The 26,313-nt window shown below is 37.8% G+C and carries 31 protein-coding genes; 16 read left to right on the top strand and 15 right to left on the bottom strand.

Going from position 1 to position 26,313, the window contains the following annotated elements; translation table 11 throughout:
• Window positions 1-91: 91 nt before the first annotated feature.
• From KI375_RS22815 to KI375_RS22770, 10 genes are all read left to right on the top strand, one after another.
• Window positions 92-1,309: a Bcr/CflA family multidrug efflux MFS transporter gene (locus tag KI375_RS22815; protein ID WP_374706895.1), complete on the top strand. Its 1,218-nt coding sequence runs from the start codon at window positions 92-94 to the stop codon at window positions 1,307-1,309.
• Window positions 1,310-1,472: 163 nt separating this feature from the next.
• Complete coding sequence (locus KI375_RS22810) at window positions 1,473-1,934, top strand: alpha-helical endospore appendage domain-containing protein (RefSeq protein ID WP_212975700.1); 462 nt, start codon at window positions 1,473-1,475, stop codon at window positions 1,932-1,934.
• The gene (locus tag KI375_RS22805; RefSeq protein ID WP_212975699.1) at window positions 1,906-2,367 is read left to right on the top strand and encodes a hypothetical protein; all 462 of its coding nucleotides are present in this window, start codon (window positions 1,906-1,908) and stop codon (window positions 2,365-2,367) included. The genes KI375_RS22810 and KI375_RS22805 overlap by 29 nt, the downstream gene beginning before the upstream one ends.
• Window positions 2,368-2,669: 302 nt before the next feature.
• Entirely contained in the window at window positions 2,670-3,398 is a 729-nt protein-coding gene (locus KI375_RS22800) for an amino acid ABC transporter ATP-binding protein (protein ID WP_212975698.1), read from the top strand.
• Between the two features lie 75 nt (window positions 3,399-3,473).
• Complete coding sequence (locus KI375_RS22795; RefSeq protein ID WP_212975749.1) at window positions 3,474-4,265, top strand: transporter substrate-binding domain-containing protein; 792 nt, start codon at window positions 3,474-3,476, stop codon at window positions 4,263-4,265.
• 268 nt (window positions 4,266-4,533) lie between these two features.
• Entirely contained in the window at window positions 4,534-5,187 is a 654-nt protein-coding gene (locus tag KI375_RS22790) for an amino acid ABC transporter permease (protein WP_212975748.1), read from the top strand.
• Between the two features lie 11 nt (window positions 5,188-5,198).
• Window positions 5,199-5,849 (top strand): amino acid ABC transporter permease, encoded by a 651-nt coding sequence (locus KI375_RS22785; RefSeq protein ID WP_212975697.1) that lies wholly within the window; start codon window positions 5,199-5,201, stop codon window positions 5,847-5,849.
• Window positions 5,850-5,960: 111 nt separating this feature from the next.
• Window positions 5,961-6,716 (top strand): alpha/beta hydrolase, encoded by a 756-nt coding sequence (locus KI375_RS22780; RefSeq protein WP_212975696.1) that lies wholly within the window; start codon window positions 5,961-5,963, stop codon window positions 6,714-6,716.
• A 70-nt stretch (window positions 6,717-6,786) separates the two neighbouring features.
• Entirely contained in the window at window positions 6,787-7,296 is a 510-nt protein-coding gene (locus tag KI375_RS22775) for a YjcG family protein (RefSeq protein WP_212975695.1), read from the top strand.
• A gap of 10 nt (window positions 7,297-7,306) precedes the next feature.
• Window positions 7,307-7,744 (top strand): GNAT family N-acetyltransferase, encoded by a 438-nt coding sequence (locus KI375_RS22770; RefSeq protein WP_212975694.1) that lies wholly within the window; start codon window positions 7,307-7,309, stop codon window positions 7,742-7,744.
• 39 nt (window positions 7,745-7,783) lie between these two features.
• On the opposite strand, the gene KI375_RS22765 is transcribed toward KI375_RS22770, so the two are convergent.
• From KI375_RS22765 to KI375_RS22730, 8 genes are all read right to left on the bottom strand, one after another.
• Window positions 7,784-8,059: a hypothetical protein gene (locus KI375_RS22765; protein ID WP_212975693.1), complete on the bottom strand. Its 276-nt coding sequence runs from the start codon at window positions 8,057-8,059 to the stop codon at window positions 7,784-7,786.
• Window positions 8,060-8,173: 114 nt separating this feature from the next.
• Window positions 8,174-8,431: a sporulation-specific transcription regulator SpoVIF gene (gene spoVIF, locus KI375_RS22760; protein WP_212975692.1), complete on the bottom strand. Its 258-nt coding sequence runs from the start codon at window positions 8,429-8,431 to the stop codon at window positions 8,174-8,176.
• Window positions 8,432-8,564: 133 nt separating this feature from the next.
• Window positions 8,565-8,711 (bottom strand): YjcZ family sporulation protein, encoded by a 147-nt coding sequence (locus tag KI375_RS22755; protein ID WP_212975691.1) that lies wholly within the window; start codon window positions 8,709-8,711, stop codon window positions 8,565-8,567.
• Window positions 8,712-9,117: 406 nt separating this feature from the next.
• Complete coding sequence (gene spoVAE, locus KI375_RS22750) at window positions 9,118-9,474, bottom strand: stage V sporulation protein AE (protein WP_207452065.1); 357 nt, start codon at window positions 9,472-9,474, stop codon at window positions 9,118-9,120.
• A 1,205-nt stretch (window positions 9,475-10,679) separates the two neighbouring features.
• Entirely contained in the window at window positions 10,680-11,696 is a 1,017-nt protein-coding gene (spoVAD, locus tag KI375_RS22745) for a stage V sporulation protein AD (protein ID WP_212975690.1), read from the bottom strand.
• Complete coding sequence (gene spoVAC / locus KI375_RS22740) at window positions 11,696-12,172, bottom strand: stage V sporulation protein AC (protein WP_212975689.1); 477 nt, start codon at window positions 12,170-12,172, stop codon at window positions 11,696-11,698. Before spoVAC ends, spoVAD begins: the two co-directional genes overlap by 1 nt.
• 1 nt (window position 12,173) lies before the next feature.
• On the bottom strand, window positions 12,174-12,650 hold the full coding sequence (locus tag KI375_RS22735) for a YhcN/YlaJ family sporulation lipoprotein (protein ID WP_212975688.1): 477 nt from the start codon (window positions 12,648-12,650) through the stop codon (window positions 12,174-12,176).
• A gap of 327 nt (window positions 12,651-12,977) precedes the next feature.
• Window positions 12,978-13,337, bottom strand: coding sequence for a DUF1360 domain-containing protein (locus KI375_RS22730; protein ID WP_212975687.1), 360 nt, complete (start codon window positions 13,335-13,337; stop codon window positions 12,978-12,980).
• A 115-nt stretch (window positions 13,338-13,452) separates the two neighbouring features.
• Here KI375_RS22730 and KI375_RS22725 point away from each other — a divergent pair, with 115 nt between their 5' ends.
• The gene (locus KI375_RS22725; protein WP_212975686.1) at window positions 13,453-13,974 is read left to right on the top strand and encodes a CotY/CotZ family spore coat protein; all 522 of its coding nucleotides are present in this window, start codon (window positions 13,453-13,455) and stop codon (window positions 13,972-13,974) included.
• Between the two features lie 248 nt (window positions 13,975-14,222).
• Here KI375_RS22725 and KI375_RS22720 read toward each other — a convergent pair whose 3' ends face one another.
• The 4 genes from KI375_RS22720 to mgtE all read right to left on the bottom strand — a co-directional run bounded on the left by KI375_RS22720 (window position 14,223) and on the right by mgtE (window position 19,500).
• A complete protein-coding gene (locus KI375_RS22720) occupies window positions 14,223-14,747 on the bottom strand; it encodes a CotO family spore coat protein (protein ID WP_212975685.1) in 525 nt (174 codons plus the stop codon).
• Between the two features lie 110 nt (window positions 14,748-14,857).
• Window positions 14,858-15,640: an enoyl-ACP reductase FabI gene (gene fabI, locus KI375_RS22715; RefSeq protein WP_207452070.1), complete on the bottom strand. Its 783-nt coding sequence runs from the start codon at window positions 15,638-15,640 to the stop codon at window positions 14,858-14,860.
• 245 nt (window positions 15,641-15,885) lie between these two features.
• Complete coding sequence (locus tag KI375_RS22710; RefSeq protein ID WP_207452071.1) at window positions 15,886-17,727, bottom strand: monovalent cation:proton antiporter family protein; 1,842 nt, start codon at window positions 17,725-17,727, stop codon at window positions 15,886-15,888.
• A 405-nt stretch (window positions 17,728-18,132) separates the two neighbouring features.
• Complete coding sequence (mgtE, locus tag KI375_RS22705) at window positions 18,133-19,500, bottom strand: magnesium transporter (protein ID WP_212975684.1); 1,368 nt, start codon at window positions 19,498-19,500, stop codon at window positions 18,133-18,135.
• Between the two features lie 220 nt (window positions 19,501-19,720).
• On the opposite strand from mgtE, the gene prpE reads away from it, so the two are divergent.
• On the top strand, window positions 19,721-20,458 hold the full coding sequence (gene prpE, locus KI375_RS22700) for a bis(5'-nucleosyl)-tetraphosphatase PrpE (RefSeq protein WP_212975683.1): 738 nt from the start codon (window positions 19,721-19,723) through the stop codon (window positions 20,456-20,458).
• 206 nt (window positions 20,459-20,664) lie between these two features.
• Here the strand turns inward: prpE and KI375_RS22695 are convergent, their stop codons facing one another.
• Genes KI375_RS22695 through yjbM form a run of 3 tightly spaced genes read right to left on the bottom strand, consistent with a single transcriptional unit; the run spans window position 20,665 to window position 23,039 of the window.
• Entirely contained in the window at window positions 20,665-21,564 is a 900-nt protein-coding gene (locus KI375_RS22695; protein WP_212975682.1) for an RluA family pseudouridine synthase, read from the bottom strand.
• A 5-nt stretch (window positions 21,565-21,569) separates the two neighbouring features.
• Complete coding sequence (locus KI375_RS22690; protein ID WP_207450916.1) at window positions 21,570-22,370, bottom strand: NAD kinase; 801 nt, start codon at window positions 22,368-22,370, stop codon at window positions 21,570-21,572.
• Between the two features lie 18 nt (window positions 22,371-22,388).
• Window positions 22,389-23,039, bottom strand: coding sequence for a GTP diphosphokinase (gene yjbM, locus KI375_RS22685; protein ID WP_212975681.1), 651 nt, complete (start codon window positions 23,037-23,039; stop codon window positions 22,389-22,391).
• A gap of 308 nt (window positions 23,040-23,347) precedes the next feature.
• On the opposite strand from yjbM, the gene KI375_RS22680 reads away from it, so the two are divergent.
• From KI375_RS22680 to KI375_RS22665, 4 genes are all read left to right on the top strand, one after another.
• On the top strand, window positions 23,348-23,947 hold the full coding sequence (locus KI375_RS22680; protein WP_212975680.1) for a CYTH domain-containing protein: 600 nt from the start codon (window positions 23,348-23,350) through the stop codon (window positions 23,945-23,947).
• 5 nt (window positions 23,948-23,952) lie between these two features.
• Window positions 23,953-24,606, top strand: coding sequence for a lytic transglycosylase domain-containing protein (locus KI375_RS27715; RefSeq protein ID WP_212975679.1), 654 nt, complete (start codon window positions 23,953-23,955; stop codon window positions 24,604-24,606).
• Window positions 24,607-24,931: 325 nt separating this feature from the next.
• Complete coding sequence (locus KI375_RS22670) at window positions 24,932-25,339, top strand: globin domain-containing protein (RefSeq protein ID WP_207450911.1); 408 nt, start codon at window positions 24,932-24,934, stop codon at window positions 25,337-25,339.
• On the top strand, window positions 25,336-26,175 hold the full coding sequence (locus tag KI375_RS22665; RefSeq protein ID WP_306419859.1) for a ClpXP adapter SpxH family protein: 840 nt from the start codon (window positions 25,336-25,338) through the stop codon (window positions 26,173-26,175). The genes KI375_RS22670 and KI375_RS22665 overlap by 4 nt, the downstream gene beginning before the upstream one ends.
• Window positions 26,176-26,313: the final 138 nt, after the last annotated feature.

The raw sequence follows: 26,313 nt of genomic DNA, 5'->3' as shown, positions 1-26,313 counted from the left end.
AATAGAATCCGGTTATTTTTCTGAGAGTTTCTATAAATCTCTTTTTTTTATGGTCAAAACTTACTAATGTTAGAGGAAAGGTGTTACTAATTTGAAACGTTTCGATAAAAATTCAAGAATGAAGTTGGCATTATTACTTGGGTCGTTGGCAGCTTTAGGCCCCCTTACCATTGATATGTACTTGCCTTCATTTCCAACTATAACACAAGATTTTCATACAAACGCTTCTCTTGTCCAATTTAGTTTAACTGCTTGCTTACTTGGTCTTGGATTTGGCCAAGTAATTATTGGACCGATGAGTGATGTTCAAGGAAGACGAAAACCATTATTACTATTTCTCTTCCTATACTTTATCGCATCTATTTTCTGTGCTTTTGCACCAAATATCTCAACGTTTATCACTGCCCGCTTTACTCAAGGCTTCGCCGCTGCTGGCGGCATTGTTATTTCTCGTGCTATTGTGCGCGACTTATATCAAGGGCGGGAATTAACTAAGTTTTTTTCATTACTAATGCTCATTAACAATTTAGCGCCAATTCTAGCTCCAGTTGCAGGCAGTAGTATTTTATTGTTCACCAATTGGAAAGGCGTGTTTGTTACATTGGGTTTTGTCGGGATTCTTCTTGTTACGTTTGTCTCACTGAAATTAACTGAAAGCTTACCTGAGGAAAATAGAGTGCCTAGTAATATTGGGCAGACTTTTAGAAATTTCCTCTCTCTCATAATGGACCGCAAATTTTTAGGATTTGCCCTTACTCAAGGGTTTATTTCAGCGGGTATTTTTGCCTATGTATCCGGAACACCCTTTGTTTATCAAAACATTTATGGAGCCTCCCCACAATTATTTAGTGTACTCTTTGCGATGAATGGCATTGGAATTATGATTGGAACCCAAGTTGTCGGTCGTCTTGCTGATAAGGTGTCAGAAGAACGCTTTTTAAAAATTGGATTATCATTGGCAATGATTGCAAGTAGTGCGCTACTTTTAGCCGTATTTTTCAAAGGCCCGCTTGTCACAATCGTTATTCCAATTTTCTTTTTCGTCTCATCCATGGGGATCATTTCAACATCCTCGTTTTCCTTGGCAATGGAAACACAAGGACATATTGCCGGGAGTGCAGCTGCTCTTTTAGGCTTACTTCCTTTTGTACTTGGCTCCGTTTCCGCTCCTCTTGTTGGGATTGCAGGAGAATATTCGGCTCAACCAATGGGTGTGCTTATTTTTTGTGCAGCCTTATTTGCCACCCTTTCATACTACGGATTGGCGAGCAAAACCCGGCCTCGCGTAAAAAATAAATATGCTTCTTAGAAAAAGATGATCTTATTGGTCATCTTTTTTTATAAATATAAATTTCCTTCCCCTCCCCTCGTTTTTCAGATCTTCTCTGTATAATGGGCTTGCCATCCGCTCACGTATCTATTATCAACCAATAAAATAATGTTAAGATCATGCATGCAAGGGAGGTTTATGAATGAACATGCCTGAGGAGTTTAACAATACATCTCGTCAAGAAGTCATTGATCATTTATTAGAGTCGATCATCCACGAAGAAATGGCATTAGCTAATCTTCTGAATGCCGGCGCATCTAAAATCCATGCTTTTATTGGAAATGATTTTAATTTTCCTACACAGCCCTCCAATCAAGAAATTATTACGCTGAATAAATCAGCACTTCATTTATTAAGAACTGCTGTGGTGAAGGACTGGTTTTTATTAAACAAGCTAGAAGAAATATTTGCATTCGATGAAAGGCAAATCCCCCCTCGTCCCCACAACCTCTTTGATGATGAAGTGGATGAAAATTCTAGAGAGGATATAAATGAACAGCAGGAGCCTCAATCCGATGAAGAAGACAGTAAAGAACAGTCAGATGAAGCGACTCCTGAAGATTTAGGTGGCCAAGATGAACTCCAAGAACTGTCAGATGATTGATGCGAATGATTCATTATTTGATTTATGGATTGCCATTATAACTCACCATAAAAGTTTACTCACTCTCTGGAAAACGATGCATTCCAACGGACAGAATGAGAAAGTAATTATTCAATCCATCGTACATTCATACGAAAATATACAATTATTTATGAAACTTTTAATTAACCGATATGAGTTAACGGAGCTTGCACAAATTCCTCTGAGAAATGAAGAGCTAATTAGGGAAACAAGAAAAACAATGATACACATCTATCATTTTTCTCATGAATGTACGGCTTCTTTATATAATATAAGGAAGATTTCCTGTTTACACACAGCCATTTTAGAGGATTTGTTGTGGCTTAAATACATTAGTGAACAGAAAAACATGGACAACAACCCAGAAGCCAAATGGTTAACATCTCATGTATTCAATCCAAGTTCTCTTTGAAGAGCATAGAGTGGTACAAATAGAGCAGATAGAGAAATTAATTCATTTTCTCCATCTGCTCTAAACAATTTGAATCGTTTTTCCTGTTGTATTCTGTTTTTTAATTTAGTAACATTATAGAAGTTAATGGGAAGATACATAAATTAATGGGGAAATATTTTCTTAAAATATCCAAGAGGAGGAACTAGTACTTATGTTAGATAATTAAAGTCTTCGTGGATTTTTTTATTGTATCGAAAAGCGAAAACGGTTTCTTATCCATTACCGTCAATTTATCTGTGTCATTGGAAAGGGGGAAAGAGATGATTTCCTTTAAAGATGTGAATAAATACTTCGGGGATTTCCATGTTTTAAAAAATATTAATCTAACAATTGACAAAGGGGAAGTAGTTGTCATTGTTGGTCCCTCGGGGTCGGGAAAAAGTACTTTATTGAGGTGTATCAATAAGCTTGAAACAATATCTGATGGTTCTCTAACGGTTGGTGATAAAGAAATTCATGATAAAAAAACTGACATTAATAAAGTAAGACAGCATATAGGTATGGTATTCCAGCATTTTAATTTATACCCACATAAAACGGTCTTGGAAAATATTACCATTGCTCCTATTAATGTCTTACGAAAATCAAAAGAAGAAGCCAAAAAAACGGCAGAGTTTTACCTTGAAAAAGTAGGAATCCCAAATAAAGCTTCCTCCTACCCTTCTCAGCTTTCAGGCGGACAGCAACAACGTGTTGCTATTGCAAGAGCACTTGCTATGAAACCTGAAATTTTACTCTTTGATGAGCCAACTTCGGCACTCGACCCCGAAATGGTTGGTGAAGTCTTAGATGTTATGAAGGCGCTTGCTAAAGAAGGCATGACAATGGTCGTAGTGACCCATGAAATGGGATTTGCTAAGGAAGTGGGAGACCGGATTATCTTTATTGATGAAGGTCAAATTCTTGAAGAAGCCGATCCTATGGAGTTTTTCCAAAATCCTCAAGACGAACGTGCTAAATTATTTCTTAGTCGAATATTAAATCATTAGAGAGGGCGATGTATAGTGAAGAAACGAAATAAATTATCAGTTTTGGCAGTGGTGACTTTTCTTTCAATCATTTTAATGGCTGCATGTGGTACCAGTAGCACCAGTGGCAAAGGAGAAAGCGGAAATAATGGAAATGGTGATAATAATGAGGAAACAAGCGAAAACGTACTTGAAACAATCGAGAAACGTGACAAAATCATTTTCGGTGTAAAATTTGATACAAGGCTCTTTGGATTAAAGGATCCTACTTCAGGAGAAGTGGAAGGGTTTGATATCGATATTGCCAAGCAAATCGCGAAAGAAATACTTGGTGATGAAACCAAGGTTGAATTTGTTGAAGTTACATCGAAAACTAGAATCCCGCTCTTGAACAAAGGGGATATTGATGCAATTATCGCAACGATGACTGTTTCTGAAGAACGAAAAAAAGAAGTTGATTTCTCTGATGTCTATTTTGAAGCAGGACAATCGCTATTAGTTAAGAAAGGCAGCCCGATCAAAAGTGTCGATGATCTTACAAAAGACACAACAGTGCTTGCCGTAAAGGGCTCTACCTCAACAGATAACATTCGGGAGGCCGCTCCAGATGCTAAAGTACTGGAATTCGAAAATTACCAAGAAGCATTTACTGCATTAAAATCTGGGCAAGGTGATACGTTAACAACAGATAACTCCATTTTATTAGGAATGGCTTCAGAAGATGATTCTTACGAATTGGTTGGAGGCACATTTACTGATGAGCCTTATGGCATTGGTGTTAAAAAAGGGGAAACAGAACTAGTTGAAGCACTCAATGATGCCCTGAAGGCAATACAAGATAATGGAAAATTTGACGAAATTTACAATGAATGGATTGAGATCGAATAAAAATGTTTAGATAGGTTCATTAACAGGAGGCTGGGACATAATTAAGTGTTAAACTCCAAGGACGAACAATGCATGATCTTTGCGAAGGAAACATACTTAGACTCCTGCGGGAAGTTAGAGTTCGGCAATACACCGGAAGGCATGTCACTCGCCCGCGGAAAGTGAAGTGTATTTCCGGTGCAGGGATATATGTACCTTAGTAGTTCGGTTTTTCCTTTGGTGAAAATACTTATGTCCTGGTCTCTAATTAAATGTAGCGGGAGGAGATATATTGGACTTCTCAATTTTGGTAGAATACTCTGATATGTTTTGGGATGGCTTTAAAGTTACGATTGTCGCAAGTTTAACAGCACTTGTCGCAAGTTTCATAATTGGAACGATTGTCGCCGTTATGCGCATTACACCGATTGCACCATTACGTTGGATCGGAACCGCCTATGTTGAATTCTTTAGAAATATTCCTTTGGTTGTCATTGCCTTTTTCTTTTTTATTGGAACACCTGTGATTGGCATAAGGTTTAGTGGTATTACCGCGGGTACAATTGCCCTTTCCATTTATACATCATCCTTTATTGCAGAAGCCATTCGATCAGGTATATTGTCAATTCCCAAAGGACAAACAGAAGCTGCAAGATCATCGGGACTAACGTATATGCAAACAATGAGAATGATTATCTTACCTCAAGCAATTAAGATTGTCATCCCTCCAATTGGAAATCAATTTATTAATTTAGTGAAAAACTCATCTATTTTGGCCCTGATTTCTGGTGCTGATTTGATGTACCAAGCAGACCTTATTTCTGCTAAAACATTTGTTGTTTTTGATGTATATTTATTAGTCGCTTTGCTTTATTTAATTATCACCATTCCATTAAGTTTAGGCGTAAGGTATTTAGAAGGACGCCTCGCAAATACTTATTAAGGAGGGGGAAAATGGATTTTTCAGGTGCATTTTCACCAGGGAATTTAGCTTTTTTAATGGAAGGATTTTATGTAACATTAAAAGTGGCGGTTGTTTCCATTATATTTAGCTTTATTATTGGCGGGATACTTGGAACGATTCGTTTCACCAGAGTACCTGTCATTTCTCAAATTGCTGTAGTTATTGTTGAAGCCATTCGGAATTTACCACTTCTATTAATAATATTGTTTACATATTTAGCCTTGCCTGAGATCGGCATTAACCTAAGTATTACCGTTTCAGCCATTGTAGCTTTAGTTGTTTTTGAATCATCGATGATTGCTGAAATCGTCAGAGGTGGATTAAATTCAATTGAAAAAGGGCAAATGGAGGCGGCACGTTCCTCTGGTCTCACTTATTTGCAGGCATTGCGTAAAATTATCCTGCCTCAAGCATTGACAAGAATGGTACCGAATCTTGTCAGTCAATTTATTTCTCTATTAAAGGATACATCACTTGCAGTTGTCATTGCCCTGCCTGAAATGCTTCACCATGCCAAAATTATTCAAGCCCAAGATCTAAACTTTGTTATTCCAATCTTCATATTAATCGCGATAATCTACTTCGTTGTGAACTATATATTATCTTTAATCGCAAGAAGGCTTGAGCTAAAACACGCATAATTCATCTCCAGTCATACACTTGGGCACCTGTAAGTAGACATCCCTTCATTTTACAGGTGTCTTTTTGCTTGTATTCATTATTTGTTTCATTTTATGATAAAATAATGAGAAATGCAGCAAAAGAAAAATGAAAGCAAGGTGTTTACTTTGTCACTTCCTAGGGGAAAAATCTATGATGCCAATATTGAAAGCAAACAACTACAAGAAAATATCCCACTTCTGGTCTATTTACCAGCTTCTTTTTCGGAAAACGAAAAATACTCTTTGATTATTGTTCAAGATGGGAAAGATTATTTTCAATTAGGAAAGCTTACCCGTTATGCGGATGAATTGATTGATCAAGGGTCTTTAGAGAAGACTATTATTGTGGCTACCCACTATAAAAGTGTACAAGATCGTCGTCATAAATATCACCCTTCAGGAGAAGAAAATCTAAAATTCATGGAATTTATAGCAGATGAATTAATTCCATGGATCGAACAGCACTATCCAACTTATTCCTTAAGAGAAAAACGCACCCTAATGGGAGATAGTCTTGCTGGAACCGTTTCGTTACGTTCGGCTCTTTATTACCCAGAGCTATTTAAAAACATTATTCTTCATTCTCCATATGTAAACGAGAAAATTCTTGATGAGGTAGAATCTGCCCCTTCTGTATTTAACTTCAATATTTATCATGTGGTTGGCAAGGAAGAATCAGTCGTAAAAGTTTCTAATAACCGTGATTTTCTTACACCAAATCGCGAGCTTCATCAACTTTTCATCGAAAAGGGCTATGACATTTTTTATGAAGAATTTAATGGTGGACATTCTTGGAAATATTGGCAACCTGAAGTTAAAAGGGCCTTGCAAACGATGTTTTCTTAAGCAACCTGTATAAGAATCTGTTATAGTTATGATATAAGATATTTATATAAGCAAAAAAGGAGGAAAAAAAATGAAATATGGAGTTGTTATCTTTCCATCAAAAAAATTACAAGATTTAGCCAATTCTTATCGCAAGCGCTATGATTCCCACTATGCCTTAATTCCTCCGCATTTAACATTAAAGGAAGGTTTTGAAACGGAGGAAAAGCCTGAAAAACTAACCGAAATGCTAGATAAAATTGTGCAAAAATATCAGCCTCTCCAATTAAAATTTCTTAAAGTTAGTTCATTTCAGCCTATAACCAATACCATCTATCTAAAAGTTAAAAAAACAGACGAATTGGATCGCCTCCATGAAGAACTATGCAAGGAAATGCCAGGTGATCCACCTGAACATCCATTTGTTCCTCATGTCACGATCGGCCAAAAACTATCGAATGACGAGCATTCTGACGTTTTCGGTGCACTGGGGATGCTTGGTGTGGATCATGAAGAAACCGTTGATCGAATCCATTTAGTTTATCAATTGGAAAATGGTTCTTGGTCAACGTATGAGACTATTCGTTTAGGAAAGGATTAATAAAAAGATTATGCAGACTATACAAACAACGACAGAACATCAACTGAATGATGCATTTTATATTAGAAAAAAGGTATTTGTTGAGGAACAAAAAGTACCCTTGGATTTAGAGATAGATGAATTTGAAAATGAATCCACTCATTTCGTATTGTATGATGACAGTGTGCCCATTGGTGCTGGGAGATTTCGTACAGTAGAAGGTTTCGGTAAGGTTGAACGAATTTGTATCATGGCTGACTATCGTCGAGTGGGAGCAGGAAAAATGATTATGGAAACAATTGAACAGTTTGCCAGGAAAAATAAAATTCAACAACTTAAGTTGCATGCACAAATCAGTGCGATCCCTTTTTATGAAAAACTTGGCTACACTGTATGTTCAGAGGAATTTATGGATGCAGGAATTCCACATAAAACAATGATCAAACAATTGCATGAGGAAATTGTTTAGTGTTTTCTTTACATTAAAAATAAGAAAGGCATTTCAATATTATACATATTCATTGAAATGCCTTCCTTTTGTTTTATCATCAAGTCCATCAAGACGAATAGGTTTTTCAGATAAAATTGTATTACCTTTCGACTTTTTTCTAACGATCTGTTGATTGTTGTACTGTTTATGATGTAAAATCCGTTGAAATGGAGTAAGTAATAACACTTTTTCAGTCGTGGAAATAGGCATTGGATCATATTTTGTATGCGCTGTCAAAGTTCTTTTATGGTATTCCTGATACTGATAAGGCTGTACTGGTCCAATATATCCCATGAAGACACCTCCTGTATACCGTTTATACATTTTATACCCCAAAATCATATGTATGAAACATTTATATAGTTAAGTAAAATGACCGCCCCTTAAGGACGGCCATTTTACTTTAATTTACCTTTTATTATTTAACATTTTTGAAATAGCATTCATATCCAATTGGTTCCCATCTTGAATGATGGATTTGACCATTTTATCTTCCATTTCTTGAGAAACAGGCTTATTGGCAATTCGAGAAACCTTTTTAATAATTCCCCTTACCGTTCTCTCGTCTTTAAAGTTGGCATTTTGCAGTGAGTTGGCTAATTCTAAAACTTCATTCATATTGACGCCTGTTTTCTTTTCTACATTTTTAAAAAAATGATTTTCCATTTATTCCGCTCCCTTCCTTTCATACTTTATATGATATGAAGGAAAGTGAAATAAGTGTGGTTAAAATGAGCAATTGAACAGGAAAAGATAGGTTGCTTGATCGGCAACCCATCTTTCTGTATGCTAAACATCTTTAACAGAAGGCTGCACCAACAATTATAAGCAGGATAAACAAAACGACAATCAAGGCAAATCCTCCGCCGAAAAAGCCGCCACCACCTGCATAACCACCGTATCCACCACATCCACATTCTCCTGCACCGTATCCATATCCGTACATCTGCGCTCACCTCTCTTTTGTTGGTTCCCTATAACTTATGTGGCTAGTGCCTGTTTTGTATGGGCGAACCTAAAAAAAGATGAAATTAAGAAAAGCGCAAGGCGCCCGCCTATCGGCGACAAGCAAATGTTCTAAGACAAAGAAAGGCGTTCTTTGCCTTTCATTGGCTTACATCGGCTAAGTTCGCGACGTCCTGGCGACAGACTCAAACGCGACGTCCTGGCGACAGACTCAAACGCGACGTCCTGTCTCTTCGTCTGCACTAATAGTCGCAACGCCGATGGACTCGTATCCTGCGAGCCTCTCGGGGCTAGGCGCAGGAGCTAGATCAAAACACTAGCCAAAATTTTATACTTTCTTCTCTTTCAAGAAAAGCATGGTAAATGAATATACAAGATTATCGCATTTACCCTTTTGGTTTAAAAATAAGAGCACCTATAAATCCGAAGACAATAGCGGCAGAAATTCCGGAAGAAGTAACCTCAAACATGCCTGTCATCACTCCAACCAATCCATGTTTGTCAGCTTCAGCCATTGCTCCTTGCACAAGGGAATTTCCAAAGCTTGTAATCGGGATGGTTGCCCCAGCCCCTGCGAAGTTAATCAATGGTTCATAAAGTCCTATTCCTGCAAAAATAGCTCCTAATACAACTAATAAACTCAGGGTATGTCCAGGGGTTAACTTAAATAGGTCCATAATCAATTGCCCAAACATACAAATAAGTCCACCAATTACAAATGACCAAAAAAACATAGCGAGCATTGCTTTTCCCTCCTCTTACTCGTAATAGACTCTCGGCATTCACCGAGTTAAATGGTACAAGGTTTTCTTGTACTATTTTTTATTTCTCCTCCTACATTTTTTAGGGAATATTTCACTTTGTTTTGTAGAACTTCCATTCTATATTGAACGAGATCATCATCTACAAATGGCGAGTCTGCTTGTCAACGGTGATTTCCGTTCCAGGCGGACGCTTTCCGGAGGCCTGCAGGATGCAGGTCATACAGGCATTGCGCCAGGACGGCGCGTATTTAGCCTTTGGATCTATAGAATGCTCCTGCGGGATCTCACCTGGCATGCTAATCCCCCAGGAGTCGCCACCTTCCACTCCAATCACTGAGATATTCTTTTGCTCACGGAAGGCCGTCTGTCTGACAATACCATATTTTAAACGATCTTCCCTTTTGATTCTTAAGATCTTATACACAATGGAATTTTGTTCTCATATTTGTCGAAAACACTTGACTTTTTGAAAACACCACAATAACCGCTGGTGAAGGGATTTATTTCCTTACGAACTGTGATTTAGGTGTTGATGATGAAACCTGTTTTTGCTCTGCATGAAGCCTAATGGAACAACTCCAAAAACACTATTTTGGCGGTATCTTAACGTTGGTCCATAAGGTTTGGCCTGTCATCTCCAAATTATGGATCACGGATCTTTTTGAGATGACGCTTAAACAAGCGTGAAAAGATTGATTATCATCTAGAAGCTGGAAACCACCAATCTACCATAATGTGGTACGTCAGGATATTTGGAATCATGATGTGTCAGCATGTCAATGCTTGGTATGCACATCAAGAAGAGAAACTGGGATTCCTAGAAGGCCATATTTTCTCTTCAATGGCTTACTCTTTTTAATGGACCCCAAGGGATTGTTGCTTAGAAAAACAAAATCTGGTAAAGGGTGATTGGAGCGAAAGTGCGAGACTCCTGCGGGATCTGCGGGACAGGTGAGACCACACAGGCGTTTACGCCGAGGAGGCTCACCGCCCGCCCCGCGGAAAGCGAGCAACTGTAGCGGAAATCAACCACGCACTATCTTGGTAGACGATGTTTACAAAAACATTCTTTTTTAAAAAATAAACTTGTGACGCTTCTTTGGCATGTCTTTTTTTGATAAGAGCCTCGATTCCCAGTAAGCTTTTGGTCATTCGACGGATTTACATCTTGAAATTCCGAAAGTCTACTCGTACTCTAATGAGATCGCATGAGCAATACATGGGATCGTTTCTTTTTGTAAAACCGTTAATGGAGAAAGTAGTGCACCTGTTGCGACAACTAAAATCTTCTTATATTTTCCTTTTTTCATTTCATTTACTAAGTGTCCATACATAACCGCAGCAGAACAGCCAGGACCACTCGCTCCTGCAAATACCTCTTGCTCATCAGCGTATAGAATTAATCCACAATCCTGAAACTTATGTTCATCTAATGGTAAACCTTTTTGCTGAAACAATTCTAAAGCAGTATTTCTTCCAACTTCGGCCAAATCTCCTGTAATCACCAAATCATAATAAGAGGGATCTCTTTTTAAATCAAAAAAATGTCTTTGAATAGTATCCACTGCTGCTGGTGCCATGGCTCCTCCCATGTTAAAGGGATCTGTTAATCCCATATCAATCACCTTTCCGATTGTTGCTGAGGTGATGCGAGGAGCTGGTCCATTCAGTTTGTCGGCTGTTCCGATAAGTCCAACCCCTGAGGCCGTGGCTGTCCATTGGGCTGTAGGCGGCTTCTGTCCGCCATATTCAGTGGGATAGCGAAATTGTTTTTCCGCTGAAGCATTATGACTGGCCGTTCCCGTCAAAATATGATTTGCTCCTCCACTATTAATTATTAAGGAGGCAAGCGCCAGCCCTTCTGTTGAAAGAGCACAAGCACCAAAAAGTCCCAAGTAGGGAATTTGATTCGTTCTAGCTGCGAACGTTGTTGGGGTAATTTGATTGATTAGATCACCGGAGAGAAAGAATTGTACATCATCTTCTGTTAGCCCTTTTTTCCGGAGAGCAATTTCAACTGCATCTTCTAACAATACATTTTGCGCTTTTTCATAAGAATCCTTTCCCATTCGCAGGTCATCATGGAATTTATCAAAATCATTTGCCAAACGACATTCTTTTTCAAAGGGTCCTCCGACCACCCCACTAGATAAAATAGTCGGTTTTTGTGGGAAAACCCATGACTGGGCTCCTTGAAGCATTAAAATCCCCCCCATTGTGTTAGAATCGTTTTAATAAGCGTGATAATAAAAGCTGAAAACACACCGAATAAAATGACGGAGCCAGCAAGTTTAAACATATTCCCCCCCACTCCAACAACAAATCCCTCAGAGCGATGCTCAATTGCTGAAGAAATAACCGCATTTCCAAAACCTGTCACGGGCACTCCACTACCTGCACCGCTAAACTGACCAATTCGATCATAGACACCAAATCCGGTTAAGAGCATGGCAATAAAGACCATTGTAGCAACTGTCGGATTTCCAGCTGTTTTCTCTGTAAAATTAAAGAAATAAATATAAAAATACGTGATCGCTTGTCCGACCAAACAGAAGAGACCTCCCACCCAAAAAGCCCGTAGACAATTTTTTACAATGGGACGCTTGAGTTCATGTTTCTTTTGTACCTGATCATATTGTATTTGTTCAGGTGTTTTTGTTTTATTTTTACTAGCCATCTTATGTCATTTCCTTCTTTAATTTTATTATGTCTTTAAATTGTTTTTCCGCTTCATCCATACTCATATTATCTTCTTCCATTGCTTCTCTTAGGCGAATTGTTTCTAAAAATATTTTATAATCGCTCGAAACAATAAAGCTTTTATCTGGATAGTTCTTCTCTAATCGATCCTTTAAATTCTTTTCAATTTTCTTCATACTAAAACGATTGAGATGCCTAACCTTATAAGCGACAAGGATTTGCTTCTTTCCTTCAATAACTGCTACATCGTATATTTCATTTATTTTTTTTACGTCTTCTCTGACCTGATAGGCAACAGACTTATTTTTTTCTTGATTACTTATTTCGAGTGGTGCAGGTTGGGTTGTTTTCATTAATGACAGCCTTGTCTCTTCACCGTCTTTATTACCAGAACAACCACTTATCATCAAGCAAAAAACAGTCATTGCGAAGACCCATATCCTTTTCTTAAGCATCGGTACCTCCCGCGTTCATTCGACCTATAAGATATTTTTCTCCAGATTTCTAAAATTATGATCATATTTTAGATAAATTTCCTTCACTAAAAAAAATGAAACCTAGTCTCCTTCCTTTAAAAGGTAAGAGACTAGGTTTTATCTGCTTTTCAGTAATTTCTTTTAGTTGGCTTTGATGGTCCACATCCACAACCTGTTCCTTTTTTACGACCTTTCCCAACAGGATTCTTTCTTCTAGGTCTGTTATTCATCGCAATCACATCCCGAGTAATTTTCTCTGCACTATACTTTATGTACTCAGTAAAAAATGTGTTTGCCCAATCGCCCTTATTCTTCAGAAATCTTTGATTGGATAATTGTTTCAATAATAGCAGCCAAACCAGCGATCGATAAAATATATACAAATGGTTCTGCCACGACCGGATAGAACCAGCAGATCAAGAAGATAAAGATGGAGATCCATATCCCCGTACACCAATAACAACTGATAAGTTGACCAATCCAACCTCTAATCCCTTTTTCTCTAGGGATTAGATAGATCTCTAACTCGCCATTTTCATCAAGAGCTTCGTATTCCTTCATAAAAGGGCGTCTAATAAACTCCGTTATTTGATCATACACCAATAATCTCGTTAATCGAAAAACCGCTAAACTTAATAAAATGAATGTAAACCAATCGATTGACATTAATATCACCCGCCTATTTTCTATCATCAAGGCATTTGTCCGTTACCCATTTGGCTAATGTCTAATATGTTATTAATGAATATGGATCAATAGATGACAAGGAGGAATTTAATCCATGAGTTACGAAGAAATGGAATCAGTTGAAATGTCAGTAGATACAAATCACTGTGGTGGTGGCTGCAGTTCAGGTTGTGTCTGTCAAGTCGTTAGAGCGATTAAGGACATTCAAGAAATGGCAGTGGAAGAAGAAGAATGCCCAAGTTGCCCAACAAATTGTTTTATTGAGCCACTAGGCGGCTCTCCAGTTCGTTCCCATGTCGATACAAGAGTATTTACCCTTACAAATAAAAATGGTGAATTATTTAAAGCACTCTTTAAAGGTCGCGGGGGCAACTGTGTATCGGTTTATTTCAGAGTTGAAGAAATCTTTGATAACTGTTGTGCCACATTGCGCGTATTGGTTCCTTTAAATAAAGAAGGAGAGCCAGTAAAAATAACTCACCACGGGGACATTAATTATGAAGCCCTTTGTGCAGTGCGCAGATGGGGAAAAAGCAGCAGCTGTATAACCGTTGATCTACACTGCTTCTGTGCAGTACAATGTATTGCTGATGTTAATCTACAACTTTGTGATTAATATCGAAAGTGGAGGGTTCACCCCCCTCCTCCTTTAATTAACAACACTTTGGCGAATTACGCTCAAAAGTTGGGCTTTTTCCTTCATTCTGCTGATTTGAATCGCAGGTTGCATTCAGAGGCTGGAACAAAAGTATTTTCACTAAAGAAAAAACCAAATAAGTATGGTGCATATACTTCGCTAAGATAATACATTATTTGTCCTTGGAGCTTTTTTATTGCGTTCCAGCCCCTTTCTGCTGAAGGAAGTTAAAAAATAATCCTAATCGCTTGTAGTTCTTCTCTAGAAATTGTACGAACCTCACCGCTAAATGTTTTCACCCGAATATTATCCTCTTCGATACTTTCCAATATGCCGCGTATCCTGTCGCCTTCCTTGATGAATTCACATGGGAATGGAGGTTGAGTCCGAGGAACCTGTGTTAAGTATTGGAGTTTTTCAGATATCGACATTTCTCTAAAAGCTTTAACAGGCGTAAGATTCCAATTACTTTTTCCAACGTTAGACTGTTTTCGAAAATAATCTACTGCCGACATAGGCTTTTCCGTTTGATCATCATTTTTTTCTGTAAAGGACTCGTATTCCTCGGAATCTGTTTGCACTTGAAAAGGAACACTACTTTTTGGCTTTTTTGGCGGTGAGGGTTTATCTTCAGTTTTATTGGCTGTATTTGAATTGGAAGAATAAGATTGTTGCATTGAGAATTCTGGTTTTACAAAATCCGGCTGATGAATATATAGCAAAGGATTTTTCCCTTTCTGTTTCTCTTCCATTAAGGTACACCTCCGTATTTCATACTTCGTTTTATATGTATGCGAAGAAATGGGCAAGGTGAACTTAAACGAAAAAAAAACTGCCACCGGATAGTGACAGCTGAAAAAAATTACAATGCAACAATATGGAATCCAGAATCAACATGAAGATTTTCCCCAGTAATGCCTCGAGAAAGATTACTAAATAGGAATAATGCTGTATCTCCCACCTCTTCAGGAGTTGTTGTTCTTTTAAGAGGTGCTTTTTCCTCGATATCTTTTAAAACACTGTTAAAATCACTAATTCCCTTTGCAGAAAGTGTACGAATCGGTCCAGCTGAAATGGAATTTACACGAATGCCGTATTGTCCAAGATCATTCGCTAAATAGCGGACACTTGCATCTAATGAAGCTTTTGCCACTCCCATAACATTGTAATTTGGTACAACACGTTCTCCACCTAAATATGTCATTGTGACCATGCTTCCACCTTCTGGCATCATCTCTAGCTCCTGTACAGCTTTTGCTACTGCGGTCAAGGAATAAGAACTAATATTATGAGCTAAAAGAAATCCGTCTCTCGTGACATTTAAGTAGTCTCCATCAAGCTCTTCCTTATTCGCAAAAGCAATGGCGTGGGCAATTCCATGAATGGGCCCAACTACTTCTTTAATCTTACTAAAGCATTGGCGAATCTCTTCGTCATTTGTAATATCACAAGGAAGAACAAGTGATTCATTTCCCTCTAGTGAATCCGCTAATGCACGAACATTTTTCTCCAATCTCTCTCCAGCGTATGTAAATACTAATCGTGCCCCTGCATTGTGGAGTGAACGAGCGATTCCCCATGCGATGCTACGTTTATTCGCTACACCCATTACAACAAAAGTTTTTCCTTGAACAGATAGATTCAAATTTAATCCCTCCAATAATCATTTTTTGGACTTATCTCTACTAATAGGACAATTCAAAAATAATACGTGATATTAGTACCTAGTAATAACTATATCATACACAACTATTTTTAAGAAGAGGCTGGGACAAAAATGTATTACCAAAGAAAAAAACGAACTACTAGGGGGCATATATACTTCGCTAAGGTAATGCATTGTTCGTCTTGAGAGCTTAACATTTTAGTTTTTCCCCAGCCTCTTCTTATTTAGAACTGTAATTCACGCATCAGGTCATCTACGAATTCTTTCGTCCCAGTGACAACTAGTCGATCCTCTATTTTTAATCTCGTGTCGCCATGTGGAACCAATGATTCATTATCACGGAAGACTCTGACGACAATGATATCACCCGCAAACGGAAATTCACGTAGTTTCATATTATGATAGTTCGGATTGCGCATTTCAATTTCATAAAGGGCTGTTTCTTGATTCGTAAAGATATCGGCAATATTCGGTGATTCAATCAGAGCCGTAATAAAAGTTTTTGTTGATAGCAATGTAGAAAACACTTCAATTTCATGTTCTTTTAAAGAGCTCGTTAAATCTGGACTTTCAATTCGAACAATCACTCTCTCAACACCAAGTTCCTTAGCATGAACAGCAAGTGTAGCATTCAATTCTTCATCACCGGTAGATATAAACAAAATATCTGTTTCAAATACACCAGCATTTTCTAATTCATCTTCATGATAATTTGGAAGCTCCGTAATGTTAAAGACCGTATCCGAAATATGAGAATCGGGTTTCTCCATCTTCTTATGAAAAACTGTCGTCTCAAACAAGTCCTTATCCAATTCTTTCGATGCAGGAAGCGTAATTTGATTGGCTCCAATAAACGTAACTTCTTGCTTCGGTTCAACGCTATTTTCTTTCGGAAACCATTTTTTGAAGAAAATAGGTGTCACAATACAGCTAATGACAGCAACAAGAATAAATGTACCACTCATTTCAGCTGTAATGACTTCCATGCGCTCTGCTATTTTAGCTGCCGCAATCACCAATGATAATGTTGAAGTAAGTAAAAAGGAGGAAGCCAAAACTGTTTTTGTATCATACCACTTTTTTAAAATAAATACTGGAAAAACCTTTGAAATGAATAATCCAATTAATAGCAATGGAATCAATAATAATATTTCTTTATTACTGAGTAGTGACCATAAATCTAGATCAACCCCAACCATGACAAAGAAAATAGGGATTAAAAATCCATAGCCAAAAGAATCAAGTTGTCGAACCATTTCTGGTTTAGGATTTAACAGTGAGACAAGCGTTCCTGCCAAGAAGGCACCTAATATGTTTTCTGCACCTAGTGATTCGGATAAAGCAACTAATACGATAATTAATGTAAATATCGCGCGCGTTCCTATTTGTACAGTTCCGGTCGACAATCGTTCGATAAAGGAACGATTTTTAAAACGTCTGCCAACAAAGTATAGAATAATTCCTGCTACAAATAAAATGAGTAATAACCACATATTTCCTTGATTATCACCAGATAAGGAAACAAATACCGCTAATAAAATCATCGTCACAAGGTCAGCAATCACAGCAATTAAAAGGATAATTTGTCCAATTCCTGTCTTCATAATATTTGCTTCCTTTAGAGTTGGCACAACAACCCCTAAAGAAATAGTAGAAATGATTAATGTCATTAAGAACACATTATCAATAAGTCCCATCCAGACAAATAAATAAGATAAACCAACGGATACAATGAAAATTCCCAAAAAGATCACGATGGAAACAGTCAAACGATTGGGCTCCGTTTTTCCATTAGACAATTTAATTTTCTTGTTTGACATTTTGAATGCTGAAAAATCTATTTCTAATCCACTCAAGAACATCAGAAAAATAAATCCAAGTGTAGAAAGAATATCGAGCCATGAGCCCCCACGGATTAAATCAAAACCGCTTTTTCCAATAATTAAACCCATAATAATTTCTGCAATGACAATTGGCATAAATGAAATTCGAAAACGATCAAGAACAAGCGGCGTCAGAAAAGCAAAAATTAATACAATTACCAATGATAGTAGTGATTCGTCCATAAAAAATTCCCCCATCTTAAATTACGAATTAAGAGGTCATCATCTTATTTTAAATGCGTGTTCAAAAAGGAGGAAAAATGTGACCAAGCCGGCTGCCAGCAACGCCGACACTAGTACATCCTGTATGTCAAAAGTTCGAGGCGGACAGTTTCGAGCGGCAGACTTGTAGAGGATGTACTGACTTCTGCATTGCCCACAGGACGTGGGTGGTTTTAGCAGAAAAAGCATCCTTGAATCCGTATCGCATAAAGGAAAAGTGGTTTTCTTTTCCGAGGAGTACAGAAACAAGCCAACGAACCTTCATAGGATGTGGTGACTTCGATGTTCGACACAGAACGTGTCGGTACTTAGTCGAAGATCCTTTATCTCAAAGTGTCATTTTATCGAACTTTTTGAACATCCTCTTTAATGAATAAGATAACTCATAAGCATTGTCGCTAATCCAAAATAAATCAATATGGATGTGATATCATTCATGGTTGTGATAAATGGACCTGAAGCAACGGCTGGATCAATTTTCAATTTATGCATAATTAGAGGTACAAGCGAGCCCCCTATCGTTGCAACTAAAAGAGAAGCAAGAATGGAAAAACCAACTAAAAGTCCTAAAACTAGATCATGCTTCCATACAAAAATCACTAAAGAAACCAAAATGCCACAAATCGCTCCTGTTACGATCCCTGTTCCAGCTTCTCTCAAAATGATCTTTAACTTCCCAGCATCCTCCATCTCGCCTGTAGCAATCCCGCGAACGGCCACTGCCAAGGATTGTGTTCCTGCATTTCCTGCCATTCCAGCAATAAGTGGGATAAACACCGCGACAATCGGGACTTGACTCAAAGTATCTTCAAAACGACCAATTAAACTTGCGGTAAACATCCCTAAGAAGAGCAAAATAACCAGCCAGGGCAAGCGCTTTTTCGCTGCTGTAAATGGACTTTTATCCATTTTATCAAGATCAGATATACCTGCGAGCTTAGAGTAATCATCGGAGGCCTCTTCATCAATAACATCTATGATATCATCGACCGTAATGATTCCTAATAGATGGTTTTGAAAATCAACAACTGGTAGTGCTAATAAATCATAATCTCGCATTTGCCTGGCAGCTTCTTCTTGGTCAGCCCCGACCGAGATGGACACCACCCGATCAGACATAATCTCAGAAATCATCGTGTCATCATCCGATATAATTAAATCCCGTAATGACAAAACCCCGGCTAAGCGTAAATCTTCATCAATGACAAAAACATAATAAATGGTTTCCGCTGTAGGAGCTTGCTTCTTGAGAATGTACATAGCTGATCGTACCGTTTGATTCTGTGATATGGCCACATACTCGGTGGTCATAATACTTCCGGCCGTATATTCCTCATAGTGGAGCAACCCTTTAATTTCTTGGGCATCCTTTTTATCCATAAGGGTCAGGTAACTGGCTGTTTGATCTTTCCCTAATGTATTTAATACATCCACAGCATTATCGGCATACATATTTGCAAGCACTTCGGCTGCATATTTCGGCTCCATTTCAGCCAAAATGTCCTTATAATCATCGTCATCTATCTCAAGCATCTCAAAAAAATCAGCAACTTCTTTTGGAGATAAGTAATAGTACATTTTTAATCTAGTCTCTTTATCAATTTTGAAAAAGAATTGGGCCTGATCATATGGGTGAAGATTTAAAAATTCTTCTCGAAAGGATTCGAGATTGCCTTCAGCCGCTGTCTGGATCAGTAGCTCTTCATTTATATTTTCTTGTGTATCGTTTTCCAAGACGACCCACCCCTTCCAAATTGGTCCTCATTATCCTAACAAATCTTGATCCGTTTGTCGTCAATAATTGTCTTTTTTTCAATATTTATTTCTTTACCCTATTTGGCCAGTTGATAAAAACCGCAATATCATGCTAAAAAGCTTAGGTATGTTAAAATAATGGAAATGAATTTTACTCCTAATGTGAAGCTATATTTTATGATGAAATGAGTGTAAAAAGATGAAAATAGATATAATCGGCGATATCCATGGTTGTTTTCAAGAATTTAATGAACTTACCCAAAAACTTGGATATTCTTGGGAGACAAGCCTGCCTATCCATCCGCAGAAACGAAAATTAGGTTTTATTGGAGACATTACGGATCGAGGTCCCGATTCCATTAAGATGATTGAACAAGTATGGGCGCTTTGGAAATACCATGGGGCGTATTATGTGCCTGGCAATCACTGCAATAAGCTATATCGTTATTTCCTTGGGAGAAATGTCCAAATTAAACATGGCTTAGAAACGACAGTTGCAGAACTTGAAAGGCTACCTGATAAAAAATTTAACCATCTTAAAGAGATTTTTATGGACCTTTATGAACACTCTCCTCTTTATCATGTGCTGGATGATGGTCAATTAATTATGGCTCATGCTGGAATAAGAGAGGATTATATTGGCAAACAAAATAAACGTGTACAATCATTTGTTTTATATGGGGATGTCACCGGAGAGACACTGCCCGATGGTAGGCCAGTAAGACGAGATTGGGCCAAAGATTATAAAGGGAGGGCGCTGATTGTTTACGGACATACCCCCGTGAAACAAGCGCGTCAAGTCGGAAAAACATTTAATATTGATACCGGAGCTGTTTTTGGGGGGAATTTAACAGCTTTGCGGTATCCTGAAATGGAGATAGTATCAGTTCCATCCTCCTTACCTTATGTGCAAGAAAGATTTACAATCCTCCATTGAAAAACCATTTTTAATAAGAATGATCCCATATTTAAAAGTTCTCTTTCTATCCTTGAGACCTTGTTAATTGCTAAAAAGGGGCTAGGACATAATGAAGACCTGAAGCTACAAAGCGAATAATACATTATCTTAGCGGAGTATATTTCCGTAGCCAGACTATATGTTCATTTTTTCTTTGATAAAAGAATTCTTGTCCCAGCCAGTTTTTAGTCTTGCTCGCTATTTAAAAGAATTCTCATATCTTCTGGCATAGCAGCTTGAAAAGATAGATTTTTTTGGCTAATGGGATGAGTAAATGTAATCTGTTGACAATGGAGGGCCTGGCGATGAATGAGGTTCCGTTTCCCACCATATAAATCATCTCCAAGTAACGGATGACCGATATAAGCCATATGCACTCTAATTTGATGTGTCCTTCCTGTTTCAAGCGCTAGCCATAGCTGCGAAAAAGATGCGGTGGTTTGAATGACTTTATATCTTGTCACAGCAGACTGACCATCATTTCTCACCTCTCGCTCGATAATACTATCTGGTTTACGACCAATCGGTTCGTCAATTTTCCCATTAGACTGCTGCAAAACACCCTCCGCAAACGCTACGTAAAATCGTTCAATCTCTTTCCTTTTTTGCATCAAGCTTAATAAATGATGCGCATGGCGGTGCTTTGCAATCAATACTAAGCCAGATGTATCTCGATCCAATCGAGTGACAATATGTACAGCTGAAGCTAGACCGATTTGTCCATAGTAAAAGGCTACTCCATTCGCTAAACTCCCGGCCGGATGATGCCTTGATGGAATGGTATTGATTCCAGCTGGTTTATTAACAATTAAAAGATCAGCATCTTCATATATAATTGATAATGGGATTGGTTCTTTGACTAATCGCTCATTCTCTTGTTCAGGTGGAAATAGGAGTTCTAAAATATCATATTCCTGTAAAGGATAGCGAACACTTTCCTCCACTCCATTCACTCGTATATAACCACCTGTAAATTTAATAGCAGACAAAGCTCTTCTAGAAATGCCTTGCTCTTGTAAAAACATTTTAATATTTTTATTTTTGTCTTCTTGTGTGATTTTCCAGCTTAGTTCATGTTGCTTCATAATGTTTATCGTCCATCCGAAATAAATGAATCATGAACTCTTTTCCAGAAAGGAAATGGGCGAAAACGAGCAAAACGAACTTTCTCTTTTGCAACTTTAAATTGGATTGATTTCACATCCCGATGCATCACCGTTAAATGATCTAAAGTAACATGAAAATCATATGAATTAACTGGTTTTAATACAAGTGTATGATGTTCAGGTAAAATGAGTGGAGATCCGACCGTTCTAAATACTCTATTATTGATTGAAGCCATCTCAGCCAATTGAATAGAAGGTAAGGAAGGATGAATAATCGCCCCTCCTAACGCTTTATTATAGGCTGTGCTTCCGGATGGAGTAGACAGACAGAGACCATCCCCTCGAAATCGTTCAAAATGGTCCCCTCGTATTTCTACATCCATGACTAAAGTTCCTACTAATCCTTTGACTGTAGATTCATTTAAAGCAAGATAACGCATTTCTTTCCCGCCATTACGATAACGAATCACGACTTCTAATAAAGGATATTCCACTACTTGATAAGGAGTTTTTGCAATTGCAATCACTAATTTCTCAATCTCACTCGGAACCCAATCTGCATAGAAACCTAAATGTCCAGTATGTACACCAACAAAAGCTGTTTTATCTAATCGAGAACTATATCGATGAAATGCGTATAATAAAGTACCATCCCCACCAATGGAAATAACAATATCTGGATTGCTTTCGTCATATACCATTTCAAAATCCTGCAAATATGTCCTCACCTTCTGTGTCAAAGCATTAGAAGCAGGATTCCCTTTTGAAGTAATGGCAAATTTCAATCCTCTCAACCTCCTCATTTAATCATCATTTTTCTTTATCTTCTTTGTAGCTTCCTTATTTATTGAAAAATAAACCTGTGCTTCTTGAATTTCTTCCTTAATTTGCGACATTTCCTCATCAAGACGGAAAGCTGCCTCTGCAGCACGTTCTAACCTCATATTAATTTCTGCTGGAAACTCACCTTTATATTTATAATTTAGAGAATGCTCAATCGTTGCCCAAAAATTCATTGCTAGGGTTCGGATTTGGATTTCAGCTAAAATCTTTCGCTCCCCCTGAATCGTTTGTACAGGATATTCAATTACAACATGGTAGGAGCGATAGCCACTTGGCTTTTTATGAGAAATATAGTTTCTTTCCTCTATTACCTTAAAGTCATTTCGTTCTCTTAATAATTCAACGACTTGCTCTATATCATCAACAAATTGACACATCATTCTTAAACCTGCAATATCCTGCATTTCCTCCGCTAATCTATCCAACGAAATATTTTTCTGATGGGCCTTATCTAAAATACTGGCAATCGGCTTCACTCTACCTGTGACAAATTCAATTGGAGAATGATCCTGTTGCCGTTCAAATTGGGCACGCATTCCTTTTAATTTAATTTTCAACTCATCTACCGCCTGTTTATAAGGGGCTAGAAAAAGCTTCCACTGATTTACCATGCTACCACCTCTTAAAGTGCGTGTTCACATTCTCTTAAATGAAAAACAAATTCAAATTCCTAGAAATCCTCTTCTCGTCCAACCTCATCATCATATGTTTGTACGAAGGAATTAAGAAGTCATCCTTATTTTAGCACAAACAAGTTTTACTTAATAATTTTTGTCCCGGTATAACGGTCTATTTATCCTGAATGTATGGACCTTGAGAAAAAGACAGTAAAATAAAGAATATTTATCACGAATGGATATTGAAACCAAGCTGCAAATAAACAATAATAGGAATAAGAGATGTAGGAAGGAAGTTATCCATGGCAGAAGAAATTGAAAAAGAATTTAAAAACCTTGTCACAAAAGAAGAGTTTACTCTCCTTTTGCAAACTTTTCATATTAGTAACCATGATTTTTTCACTCAGAAAAATCATTATTTTGATACCCATGATTTTTCATTAAAGGAAAAAGCTGCTTCTCTGCGAATTAGAGAGCTTCCCGATTGTTATGAACTAACACTAAAAAAGAAAACGATCGAAGATGCCATTGAAACAAATCAAATCATCGACCAAAAAGAGGCCAATTTATTATTAAATGACTCGATATGCCCCGCTGGAGAGGTGCAAGAAGCATTAGTCAAATTAGGTATCCACTTGCCAGATTTGACGCATTTCGGGAGCTTAACGACCCATCGTGCAGAACTCGAGTATAAAGAAGGATTATTAGTATTCGACCATAGTTATTATCTAAATCAGGAAGATTTTGAACTTGAATATGAAGTAACAGATTGGAAATTAGGAAAAACATTTTTCGCAGATTTGCTTAATCGACTCAACATTCAACCTCAATCAACCGATACTAAAGTTGGAAGACTTTATCGCGCAAAACAAGCTATTATGAAACAATCAAATAAGGAATGATTAACATGAATACCTTAGGTGAAATCAAAACCTTGATTGAATTACAATTATTACAAGGAATGACGCGCTCAAATACAGATTCTCCTATCCCAAAATCCGGCGCAAATTTCTCTCAGGTTCTTGAGCAAACCCTTTTAAATACAGCAATGGGAAATAGAGAAAATGCAGGATCCTTAAATACATTGGGGGCTATAAGTCAACTTAGTGTAAATGATCTTCCTAGTACGGTGACAAAATCTGTTGTACCGAAAGTTAATCATCCGAAAATCGATGCAAACATCGATAAGAACCTAGATGGGATCATCCAACAAGCGGCAGATACATTCAATTTATCAACTAAACTAATCAAATCTGTTATTAAACATGAATCTAATTTCAATGCTGGCGCAGTAAGTTCTGCAGGTGCCACTGGACTTATGCAACTAATGCCCGCGACCGCAAGAGGATTAGGTGTAAGAAATATAGCAGATCCCCTAGAAAATGTGATGGCTGGAAGCAAATATTTACGACAAATGCTAGATAAATATAATGGCGATTTATCCCTCGCGCTTGCCGCTTATAATGCTGGTCCCGGGAATGTAGATAAATATAAGGGAATTCCCCCATTCAAAGAAACGCAGAATTATGTTAGAAAAATAACGGATACGTATTATAGTTAAATCGATCTCGTCTCTAATTTACCTGGTAATCAGGAAGTTGGAGATGATTTTTTTGTCAACAGGGTGAAGATCATCCTTATCATCCAATTTGTACGTCGCTGAACAGGCGCTTCCGCTTTTCTTTTGTCCAGCTGCAGGCGGTAGGGGCTCGAGGTCAAATAACCCTGAACCAGAAGGGAAAATCACCCTTCTTTGGTTCAGGAACATTTGCTTGTCGCCCCTAGACAACCGCCTTCCGCTTTTCTTAGTATAGTTCAATTTATTTGAGTTCTGTTTGGGTCATTGCTAAAATAAATATACCATTTTAGATAAAGGAGCGAATCATATGGTTGAGATGAAGATGACACCGTATGATGCTATTGGGGAAAAAAAGCTTCATAAGCTTGTAGAACAATTTTATCTACGTGTCGGCAAACATCCCGAACTTATCCCTATTTTTCCCGATGACTTAACAGAAGTTGCCAGAAAACAAGAGCAATTCCTAACACAATTTTTGGGTGGCCCTAAGCTTTATACTGAAGAACATGGGCATCCGATGTTACGTGCACGCCATTTACCTCATGAAATTACACCTCGTCGTGCCAAGGCATGGTTAGCATGCATGAGCGAAGCGATGGATGAAGTGGATATTGAGCCAGGTTTACGAGAGCTTTTTTACACTCGTTTAGCCATGACAGCCAAAAACATGGTGAATACTAATTCACCAGATGTTATGCAAGGTGAAGAACTTTGAATACACGACATATTAAATATCTTTTAAATAAAAGGCCAATGGAAATTTATTTCTTTGTTGATCCTTTTTGCTCGGAATGCTGGTCCCTTTCGCCAATCTTGAAGAAATTACAAGTAGAATATGGTGATTATTTCTCTCTTAAATATATTTTATCAGGAAAACTGTCTTCCTTAAATCAAGATAAAGATCGAATTTTTTCTTGTCATAAAAAGTGGAGACGTGAACAAGGTAAATTGAAAAGGTCCACAGACCGTTCTCTTGAACAAACACCTCATCTTGCCGCTATAAGCATTAAAGCGGCAGAATTACAAGGTAAAAAGGCCGGGGTCCGTTTTATTCAAAAGCTCCAAGAGTTATTATTTATTGAGGAGAAAGATATTTCGGATATCAATGTGATTCAACAATGCGCCCAATCAATAGGCCTTGATCTTGATGAATTCTTACAGGATGTTTATTCAGACACTGCCGCTAAAGCTTTTCAATGTGATTTGAAGATTTCATCTGAAATGGAAGTCAATGAAATGCCATCGATGGTTTTTTTCAATGAAAACATTGAAGATGAGGGAATTAAAATTACAGGATTATATTCTTACGACATTTATGTACAGATATTAACTGAGATGCTTCAGGGTTATGCAAAACCTGCGGAAAAACCTCCGTTGGAAGTTTTTCTCTCACTCAACCCGGTAAATGCAACACAGGATCTAGCCTTAATTTTTGATGTGTCTCCTCAAAAGATAGAAAGACAAATGAAGAAATTACAGATTCAACAAAAAGTACAAAAAATCCGCTCACTACACGGTTCCTATTGGCGGTACAAATATAATAACTTATAGGAACAAAAGCACAAGCGCCCGTTTAGCGACGTACAAACTTTTTAAGCTTCTGACGAGATAAAGGATACACGGCGAAGCATGAGCCGATGTTGACTTATCGTAGGAAGAAGCTGAAAGTTTGCTAGTCGCTGGGCGCTG

The organism is Bacillus sp. J14TS2 (assembly GCF_018333015.1).
Lineage (GTDB): Bacteria > Bacillota > Bacilli > Bacillales > Bacillaceae_C > Lederbergia.
This window is presented reverse-complemented; position numbering and strand designations above follow the sequence as displayed.